The sequence below is a fragment of the Pseudomonas cyclaminis genome (genome assembly GCF_015163715.1).
In the GTDB taxonomy this organism is placed as follows: Bacteria; Pseudomonadota; Gammaproteobacteria; order Pseudomonadales; family Pseudomonadaceae; genus Aquipseudomonas; species Aquipseudomonas cyclaminis.
This window is the reverse complement of sequence record NZ_JADDUM010000282.1, coordinates 1-9,002: the sequence shown is the minus strand read 5'-3', so window position 1 is coordinate 9,002 and position 9,002 is coordinate 1. Positions and strand designations below refer to the sequence as shown.

Below are 9,002 nucleotides of genomic sequence, written 5' to 3'. Positions count from 1 at the left end.
CCAGCGTGGTTAACGGGGCGACCCGAGATCAAAAGCAAGAGCGCGGCGGCCTTAGAGCCGACCGGTATTTCACGTCAGTCACCATTCAAAATGTGGGGGGGCACTACCTCTTCGACGTACGCTGTCGCGCAACAAACTGGGGGCGCCTACAACATCTCAGTTTTAGAGCTGATTTTTAACTCTTTAAAGTCAGTAACTTATTTTATATTTGATAAGAGCGGGCTCCCACAGGTAGATCATATTGTTTGCGAGGGCTGGTTTGATCAGCGAACTGCGCTTACCCCATCCAATGTCGAAAACGACGTGTCCTTGGCCGTGAGCAAAAAGTCGCGCATGTACGGCGCATCCAGCATGTCCGCGCGAATCCCCGCATACAGCGTCGCAAACAAGCCTTTCTCACCCAGGCGCTTGGCCTTCACGTAGCCACGCGAGCTGTATTCATGCAGCGCCCAATGGGGCATGCCGCACACGCCACGGCCGCTGGCGACCAGTTGCATCATCATCACCGTCAGCTCCGAGGTCCGCACCTGGGCCGGCTCGATGTCGGCGGGCTCCAGGAAGCGCGTGAAGATGTCCAGGCGGTCGCGCTCCACCGGGTAGGTGATCAGGGTTTCGGGAAGCAAGTCTTCAGGCACGATAAACGACTTGTTCGCCAGCGCGTGCTGGTTGGCCACGGCCAGCATGGCTTCGTAGGTGAACAGCGGCACATAGGTGATGCCCGGCAGTTCCAGCGGGTCGGACGTGACTACCAGGTCCAGGTCGCCACGGGCCAGTGCCGGCAGCGGGGCGAAGGCAAAACCCGACGCCAGGTCCAGCTCGACTTCCGGCCAGGCGTCGCGGAACTGGTCGATGGTCGGCATCAGCCACTGAAAGCAGCTGTGGCACTCGATCGCCATGTGCAGGCGTCCGGCGGTGCCACCGGCCAGTCGTGCGATGTCGCGTTCGGCGCCGCGCAGCAAGGGCAGGGTGGCGTCGGCCAGTTGCAGCAGGCGCAGGCCGGCGCTGGTGAAGCGTAGCGGCTTGGTCTTGCGCACGAACAGCTGCATGCCCAGGCGTTCCTCCAACTCCTTGAATTGGTGGGACAGCGCCGACTGCGTCAGGTGCAGGCGCTCGGCGGCTTCCACCAGGCTGTCGGCTTCGCGCAGGGCGTGCAGGGTCTTGAGGTGACGGATTTCGAGCACGAGCTCTCCATGAAGACAATTTGTGACGAAGGTCAATAGCGTGAGTTTGTCTCATGTTGCAAGGCGTGTCGACCACGACCACTGGGCACTCTTCATCAAACTGTCATACAAGTGTGGCAGCGCGCTTGAACAAACTTCATCAGACTCGCGCTCTACTGGGGTTCTGCGTTTCGGTGTTTTTCATGCGCGTGTTGCTTTTACTGGCCGCCTTCTGGTTCGGCCTGCCGTCTTTTGCGGCGTCTCGATGTGATGTCAATGTCCCGACCCAAACGGTCGACCTGGAAACGGTGAGCATCGCCTACCAGAGCATCGGCCGTGCGTCCGATCCGGCGTTGCTGTTGGTGATGGGCCTGGGTGGGCAGTTGATCCATTGGCCGGACGAGGTAGTAGTCGCTCTCTGCCAACAAGGGTTTCGGGTGATCCGCTATGACAACCGCGACGTCGGCCTGTCCACCTGGCGCCAGGCCCCGGCCAACGCCAATCTCACCTTTGAAGTGCTGCGCTACAAGCTCGGCCTGCCGGTGGCGGCGCCGTACACCCTGACCGACATGGCCGATGACGCCCTGGGCTTGATGAGCGCGTTGCAGATCGAGCAATTTCACGTGCTCGGCGCCAGTATGGGCGGCATGATCGCCCAGCATTTGGCGGCCATGGCGCCGCAGCGGGTGGAGAGCCTGACCCTGATCATGACCAGCTCCGGCGCCGAAGGCTTGCCCGCACCGAGTGCGGCGTTGGTGCAACTGCTGTCGAGGCGCGGCGCGCCCAATCGCGAAGTGGCCCTGGAACAACAGGCCGACCTGCTGGCCGCGCTGGGCAGCCCGACGATCAAGGATGATCGCCAGGCGCTGCTGCACCAGGCTGCGCTCTCTTACGACCGTGCCTTCAACCCGGAGGGCGTGAAGCGCCAGATCATGGCGATCCTCGCCGAGCCCAGCCGCGTGCCGCTGCTCAACCAGTTGCGCGTGCCGACCCTGGTCGTCCACGGTACCGCCGACCCGTTGTTGCCGGTGATGCACGGCGTGCACCTGGCGGCGCATATCCAGGGCAGCCAATTGAAGCTGATTCCCGGCATGGCCCATCGTTTCCAGGAGGCTTTCAAGGCGCCGCTGCTGACGGCGGTGTTGCCGTACCTGCAAGCCCATCGTGAAGACGCGGCCCATTGGGCACAGATTGATCAGGTGGCGCCTGCGAAGCTGTTGTGAGGTGGTGTATCGTGCAACCTTTGCGGCGTATGACTGCCAACGAGGTTGCCTACCATGAGTACTCCCCTGAAAATCGATTTCGTCAGCGACGTGTCCTGCCCCTGGTGCATCATCGGCCTGCGTGGCCTGACCGAGGCCCTCGACCAACTGGGCGCCGAGGTCCAGGCGAGATCCATTTCCAGCCTTTCGAACTGAACCCGAACATGCCCGCCGAAGGGCAGAACATCGTCGAGCACATCACTGAAAAATACGGTTCGACCGCCGAAGAATCCCAGGCCAACCGTGCGCGCATCCGCGACATGGGCGCCGAGTTGGGTTTTGCATTCCGCACCGATGGGCAGAGCCGCATCTACAACACCTTCGACGCCCATCGCCTGTTGCATTGGGCCGGGTTGGAAGGCTTGCAGTACAACCTCAAGGAAGCACTGTTCAAGGCCTACTTCACCGATGGCCAGGACCCGTCCGACCATGCCACCCTGGCGATCATTGCCGAGAGCGTCGGCCTGGATATCAAGCGTGCGGCCGAGATTCTCGCCAGCGATGAATACGCCGCCGACGTCCGCGAGCAAGAGCAACTGTGGACATCCCGTGGCGTGACGTCGGTGCCGACCATCGTGTTCAACGACCAGTACGCGGTCAGCGGTGGCCAGCCGGCGGAAGCGTTTGTGGGCGCGATTCGCCAGATCATCAACGAATCCCGAAGCTAAAGCCGAACACAATTGCAAATGTGTGCGGGCTTGCTCGCGAAAGCGGTGGGTCAGTCAATCTATTCTGTGCCTGATAAACCGCCATCGGGGGCAAGCCCCCTCCCACATGGGATGCGCATTGTTTTCAAGATAGCCCCTGGCCCGGCCCTTGCATTGACCCCCTGAAGCCATAAAGGGGGCACCTCTGCCTTGAATATTCTTGATCTCGACCATAGCCTCACCGGCCAGGCACCGATTGCCCGGCGTCTGGCCAGCGGTCAGGCCACGCGCCTCGATCTGCTCGACCTGGGCCCGAAGCTGCGCCTGTGGTCCACCGGAAAAACCTGGAAACGCTTCACCGAACGCCTGGCCCAACGGCCACGGCCCACGGATGCGCGGCCGGAAATCCTGTTTGTCGGCTCCGGCGATTATCACCACCTCACGCCGGCCTTCCTTGCCGATCTCAAAGAGCCCATCAGCCTGATCCACTTCGACAACCACCCCGACTGGGTGCGCTTTGCGCCCAGGCGTCACTGTGGTTCGTGGGTCAACCGCGCCCTGAAGATGCCGGCGATCAAGCGGATTGTCACCCTCGGCCCGTGCAGCGATGACCTGCACAATCCGCAACTGCGCGGCGGCAACCTTGGCGCCCTCAAGCGCGGGCAGTTGCAGCTGTTTCCCTGGCAGCACCCGCCGTCGAAAGTCTGGGGCCGGGTCGGCGATGGCGCCGGTCACCAGCAGCAGGAAAACCACCTGCACTGGCGCAACCTGGCGGAGCTGGATTGGGCCGCGTTCCTTGAGCAGATGATCAGCAGCCTGCCCACTGAGGCGATCTGGATCACCGTCGACAAAGACGTACTCGCCAGTGAAGACGCGGCCACCAACTGGGACCAGGGCGGCATGCGCCTGACCCACTTGCTCCAGGCCCTGCGCGCACTGGCGGCACGCAAACGCATCATCGGCATCGACGTGTGCGGCGAGTTCGCCACGCCGGCGTTCAGCAATGCGTTCAAGCGTTGGGAAGCCAAGTCCGACCAGCCGCCGGCGGAGCGCTGGAGCCCCGAGGATTTGCAGCGCAATGCTGCCACCAATGAAGCCCTGATCGATCTGTTTGAGGAGCTGTTCCCGTGACCTTGACCGTGGTGTTGCTGGTGGCGTTTTCCATCGTGCTCGATGTGATCGGCCAGTTGTGTTTCAAGCTCGGGCTGGACCGTTTGCCGGAGTTGGAAGGCGGCTTTCGCCTGAATGCGTTCTGGGGCCAGGTGTTCAACGCGCCGTTGCTGTGGGCGGGCATTGGTGCCTACGTCATCGAGTTTTTTATCTGGCTGGAAGCCTTGTCCCGTGCGCCGTTGAGCCTGCTGTTTCCGGCCGCCGCGCTGGCATATTGCGGGGTGGTGCTGGTGGGCAAAGTGGTGTTGGGTGAAACCGTCAGCCGCCGCCGATGGCTGGGCACGCTGGTGATTACCTTGGGCGTGATGCTGGTGGCGATTGCAGGGAGTCAGGCATGAATGCGCACGCATGGTTGCATGGGCGTTTCGGCACCGTGGTGCTCTGGGCCTTGCTGATCTGCACCGAGAGCGCCGGGCAGTTGTTTACCAAAGTCGCCGGTGACCAACTGGGGCAGATGGATTTCAATGTGCAGTGGCTGGCCGATGTGGCGCGTAATCCCGGGATTCTGGCGGCGATTGCCTGCTACATCGGCGCGTTTTTCGTGTGGATGCTGATCCTGCGGCGCAGCAGCCTGTCCTTGGCGTTTCCGCTGAGTTCGCTGGTGTTTGTGGTGGTGCTGCTGGGGTCGTGGCTGGGTCTGGGGGAACATATCAGCCCGCTGCACTGGGTAGGCGTGGCGGTGATTATCAGTGGGATAGCGCTGCTGGCCGAAGGCGAAGAGAGCTGATACAGGCCATGAAATACAGGCCAATGTGGGAGGGGCCCCTCCCACATTTATATCTCCATCCATCAGGTGAATCAGTCGAAGGTGTAGCTGATCGCCGTCTGCACCTGGCCCTGGTTCACTTCACCAGCCTGCCTGACGATACTGCTGTCCGCCGCCGAGCCCACCAGATGCACCCAGCTGGCGCTGGTCAGCAGTGACCAGTTGGGCGCCAGGGGGAACTGGAAACTCTGGCTCAGGGTGATGTTCTGGAAACCGCCGCTGGCGTTGTAGGCCTTGAAACCCGTGGCCGCCGCCTCGTTCTCATCCACCCCGAAATACGTCTGGGTCTGCCGCGCATCCGCGAAATGCGCCACCAGGCCGCTGCTGCCGATGATCCCACCGCCCAGCGGATAGCCCAGCTCGCCGCCGACCTTGCCCAGCGCGCCGCTCTGGGAATGACCACCGCCGACAGCCTGGCCCAGTTGGGCATAGACCCGCCAGAAGTCAGCCGGGGCGTATTGGATGAACCCGCCTATTTCAGCCATGTCCGACACGTTGCGCAGGCCCTGCAACGAGCCGTTGGAGGTGCGCCCCTGCAAGTAATTGATGTAAGGGCCGGCGCTGAAGCCGTTGGTGTTCAGGGCGCTCCAGGTCAAACCGTCATCGGTGCCCAGGCTCACATTGCCCCAGTCCAGGTCGAGGTAGGGGACGGGCCGGGTTTCGTAGCGGCTGCCGGTCGGGTCGTGGGGCTGGTAGCTGACGCCTGCGCCGACGTCACCGCTGATGCCTTCGGCGTGGGCGGCGAGGCTCAGTAAACCGGCGAGTGCCGCGCATGTGATCCTCAACATGGTCACAGTTCCTAAGTGAATACACGCGCATGAACGCGCAAACCTCCAGTCCCACGCAAGCACTCATCTTGTTTGTAGCAAGCTACAAAAATTGTAGCTTCCACGACACATTGCTGCTCCCGCGCCCAGCCCCGCTGGGCTTCAGCCAGTTGGCACACTCCCTGCTCTACCCCTGGTGAAAGCGCAGACAGCGCACTCCATCAAGGTAACCACAATGATTGACTGGCATATCGTGTGCGACTTCGACGGGACCATCACCCCCACCGATGTCATCGACAACGTCCTCCAACGCTTCGCCGGCCCCGAGTGGGAAACCATCGAGCAGCAATGGCTGGATGGGCATATCGGTTCACGCGAATGCCTGAGCCGCCAACTGGCGTTGATCAAGGCCACCCCCAGCGAGTTGCTGGCGTATTTCGACAGTGTCGAGATCGACCCGGACTTTCCGGACTTCGTCGATCACGTGATTGGCCTTGGCGCGTCCATCGAAGTGGTCAGCGATGGTATCGAGCAAGGCATTGCGCGGATCCTGTCGCGCAACTACGTGACCTTGCTGCCGATCCTCGCCAACCGCCTGCGCCAGGTCGACCAGAACAGCTGGCGCATCGACTTCCCGTATTCCAGCGACGCCTGCCGCGCCGCATCCGGCAACTGCAAGTGTAAATCCACGCCGCGCAGCAAGCGCGTGCTGGTGATCGGCGACGGCAAGTCCGACATGTGCGTGGCCTCTACCGCCGACTTCGTGTTCGCCAAGGGCAGCCTCGCCGAGTACTGCATCGCCCACCAGATTCCCCATGCGCGCTTCGACAGCTTTGCCCAAGTGCCTGCGCTGCTCGCGCAACTGCCTCAGGGCATCGCCGCCAACGCGACCTCCTTCACTGCCGACACACAGGAAATTTTCCACCATGTCTGATATCCGCATCGCGACCGCCGAAGACCAGATCCTCCTGGATAAAGAAGCCAAATACTGCTCCTACGGCGACACCGTCCACTACATCGAGCCTCCGCGTATTTTCAGCCGCTGCGAAGGCTCCTACGTGTGGGACACCGAGGACCAGGCCTACCTCGACCTGCAAATGTGGTACTCGGCGGTCAACTTCGGCTATGCCAACCCGCGCCTGAACAATGCGCTGAAACAGCAGATCGACACCCTGCCGCAAATCGCCAGCCAGTACCTGCACAAGGGCAAGATCGAGCTGTCGGAAATGATCGCGGTAGACGCCAAGAACAAGTTCGGCCTGGACGGGCGCGTGCACTTCAACGTCGGCGGCTCGCAGTCCATTGAGGACTCGCTGAAAGTGGTGCGTAACGCCAGCAACGGCAAAAGCCTGATGTTCGCCTTCGAAGGCGGCTACCACGGGCGCACCCTCGGCGCGTCGTCGATCACCTCCAGCTTTCGCTACCGTCGTCGCTACGGCCACTTCGGCGAGCGCGCCAACTTTATCCCATTCCCGTACCACTTCCGTGGCCCCAAAGGCATGACGAAAGAAGAGTACGGCAGCCAATGCGTGCAGCAGTTCGCGCGGCTGTTCGAGACTGAATACAACGGCGTCTGGGACCCGAAAACCAACCAGTGCGAATATGCAGCATTTTACGTCGAGCCGATCCAGGGCACCGGCGGCTACGTGATCCCACCGATGAACTTCTACCGCGAACTCAAGCACGTGCTCGACCAGCACGGCATCCTGATGGTGTCCGACGAAATCCAGATGGGCTTCTACCGCACCGGCAAGTTGTGGTCTATCGAGCACTTCGACGTACAGCCGGACGTGATCGTGTTCGGCAAGGCGCTGACCAATGGCCTCAACCCACTGGGCGGCATCTGGGCCCGTGAAGAGCTGATCAACCCGAAGATCTTCCCGCCAGGCTCGACCCACTCCACCTTTGCCTCCAACCCGTTGGGCACGGCGGTGGGCCTGGAAATGTTCAAGATGACCAGCGAAGTCGACTACGGCGCAATGGTCATGGCCAAGGGCAAATACTTCCTCGAAGGCCTGCAGGACTTGCAGAAGCGCTTCCCGATCATCGGCGATGTCGACGGCCTGGGCCTGGCGCTGCGCTGCGAAATCTGCGGCCCGAACGGCTTCACGCCGGACAAGGCGACCCTGGACTACATGGTCGAAGAAGGCATGAAGGGCGACATGCTGGTGGATGGCCAGAAACTCGGCCTGATCCTCGACGTGGGCGGTTACTACAAGAACGTGATCACCCTCGCGCCGTCCCTGGAAATCAGCTACCCGGAAATCGACCTCGGCTTGAAGCTGCTTGAGCAACTGCTGGTGCGAGCGACCACGCGGTGAGCCGGGCAGAGATCGACCTCGGCGAAGGTGATGCCGGCTTCGTTCTCGGTGAAGGTCGGTCGGGATCCTGTTGATCCACGGCCTGACCGGCACCCCGACCGAACTGCGCCAGGTCGCCAAGGGCCTGGCCAAGGCGGGCAATTGCACGGTGTATGTGCCCACCCTGGCCGGCACTGCGGTGATAACAGCGACCTGCAGGCCACCGGCTGGCGTGACTGGTATGAAGGCGTGCGCAAGACCTTCGTACAGATCAAGCAGCGTCATGGGCAGGTGTTTGTCGGTGGCTTGTCCATGGGCGCGGTGATGTCCATGTACGTGGCGTCGGAGCATCCGGGGCAGGTCGCCGGCTTGCTGATGTACTCGACCACCTTGAAGTACGACGGCTGGAGCATCAACAAAATGGCGTTCATCACGCCGTTGCTGATCCGGATTCCGTTCGGTGTGCGCCTGTTCCGCTTCACTGAGAAACCGCCCTATGGCATCAAGAATGAACGGCTGCGGGCGATTGTTGAACGCCAGATGAAGGAGGGCGAGAGCAGTGAAGCGGGCCTGTTGACCATGGAAGGCGTCACCGTGCGCGAGTTGCACTGGATGAACGCGGTGGTCAAGAAACGCATGCCCCGGATCAACGTGCCGGCGCTGGTGCTGCACTCCCTCGAGGACGACATCACCAGCCGCTGGAACGCCGACTACGTGGAGCGCCACCTCGGCGGGCCCGTGACCAAGATTCTGCTGGATAACTGCTACCACATGATCACCGTCGACCTGCAATACCGGCGGGTGATTGAGTTGAGTGTCGACTTTATCAGCCGGCAAGTCTCCGGCGGTGAACCGGGTTGTTGTGGTGAGCAGGCTTATTGTGGTGAACCGGGCTGTTGTGGTGAACCGGGCTGTTGTGGTGAGCAGGCT

General features: G+C 61.8%; 8 protein-coding genes and 2 pseudogenes. 8 read left to right on the top strand and 2 right to left on the bottom strand.

Going from position 1 to position 9,002, the window contains the following annotated elements; genetic code table 11:
* Positions 1–263 precede the first annotated feature (263 nt).
* The gene (metR, locus tag IQK56_RS28240) at positions 264–1,181 is read right to left on the bottom strand and encodes a transcriptional regulator MetR (RefSeq protein ID WP_099583510.1); all 918 of its coding nucleotides are present in this window, start codon (positions 1,179–1,181) and stop codon (positions 264–266) included.
* 182 nt (positions 1,182–1,363) lie between these two features.
* Here metR and IQK56_RS28235 point away from each other — a divergent pair, with 182 nt between their 5' ends.
* The 5 genes and pseudogenes from IQK56_RS28235 (at position 1,364) to IQK56_RS28215 (ending at position 4,966) form a co-directional block, all read left to right on the top strand.
* The gene (locus IQK56_RS28235) at positions 1,364–2,383 is read left to right on the top strand and encodes an alpha/beta fold hydrolase (protein ID WP_122307239.1); all 1,020 of its coding nucleotides are present in this window, start codon (positions 1,364–1,366) and stop codon (positions 2,381–2,383) included.
* 54 nt (positions 2,384–2,437) lie between these two features.
* Positions 2,438–3,090: pseudogene (locus IQK56_RS28230) on the top strand (DsbA family oxidoreductase).
* Positions 3,091–3,279: 189 nt separating this feature from the next.
* On the top strand, positions 3,280–4,200 hold the full coding sequence (locus tag IQK56_RS28225) for an arginase family protein (RefSeq protein WP_122307343.1): 921 nt from the start codon (positions 3,280–3,282) through the stop codon (positions 4,198–4,200).
* The gene (locus IQK56_RS28220; RefSeq protein ID WP_122307344.1) at positions 4,197–4,577 is read left to right on the top strand and encodes a DMT family transporter; all 381 of its coding nucleotides are present in this window, start codon (positions 4,197–4,199) and stop codon (positions 4,575–4,577) included. Before IQK56_RS28225 ends, IQK56_RS28220 begins: the two co-directional genes overlap by 4 nt.
* Positions 4,574–4,966 (top strand): DMT family transporter, encoded by a 393-nt coding sequence (locus IQK56_RS28215; protein ID WP_150674847.1) that lies wholly within the window; start codon positions 4,574–4,576, stop codon positions 4,964–4,966. The genes IQK56_RS28220 and IQK56_RS28215 overlap by 4 nt, the downstream gene beginning before the upstream one ends.
* A gap of 71 nt (positions 4,967–5,037) precedes the next feature.
* Here the strand turns inward: IQK56_RS28215 and IQK56_RS28210 are convergent, their stop codons facing one another.
* The gene (locus IQK56_RS28210; protein ID WP_150674846.1) at positions 5,038–5,793 is read right to left on the bottom strand and encodes a MipA/OmpV family protein; all 756 of its coding nucleotides are present in this window, start codon (positions 5,791–5,793) and stop codon (positions 5,038–5,040) included.
* A gap of 214 nt (positions 5,794–6,007) precedes the next feature.
* On the opposite strand from IQK56_RS28210, the gene IQK56_RS28205 reads away from it, so the two are divergent.
* The 3 genes and pseudogenes from IQK56_RS28205 to IQK56_RS28195 all read left to right on the top strand — a co-directional run.
* Positions 6,008–6,706 (top strand): HAD-IB family phosphatase, encoded by a 699-nt coding sequence (locus IQK56_RS28205; protein WP_150760525.1) that lies wholly within the window; start codon positions 6,008–6,010, stop codon positions 6,704–6,706.
* Positions 6,699–8,093, top strand: coding sequence for an aspartate aminotransferase family protein (locus tag IQK56_RS28200; protein WP_193862168.1), 1,395 nt, complete (start codon positions 6,699–6,701; stop codon positions 8,091–8,093). The genes IQK56_RS28205 and IQK56_RS28200 overlap by 8 nt, the downstream gene beginning before the upstream one ends.
* Positions 8,090–9,002: pseudogene (locus IQK56_RS28195) on the top strand (alpha/beta hydrolase); the annotation flags it as partial. The gene IQK56_RS28200 and the pseudogene IQK56_RS28195, both read left to right, overlap by 4 nt.

Coding starts and splice junctions, on each gene's coding strand:
- IQK56_RS28215 (WP_150674847.1), top strand. CDS start 4,574: ATGAATGCGCACGCATGGTTGCATGGGCGTTTCGGCACCGTGGTGCTC.
- IQK56_RS28235 (WP_122307239.1), top strand. CDS start 1,364: ATGCGCGTGTTGCTTTTACTGGCCGCCTTCTGGTTCGGCCTGCCGTCT.
- IQK56_RS28210 (WP_150674846.1), bottom strand. CDS start 5,793: ATGTTGAGGATCACATGCGCGGCACTCGCCGGTTTACTGAGCCTCGCC.
- IQK56_RS28200 (WP_193862168.1), top strand. CDS start 6,699: ATGTCTGATATCCGCATCGCGACCGCCGAAGACCAGATCCTCCTGGAT.
- IQK56_RS28205 (WP_150760525.1), top strand. CDS start 6,008: ATGATTGACTGGCATATCGTGTGCGACTTCGACGGGACCATCACCCCC.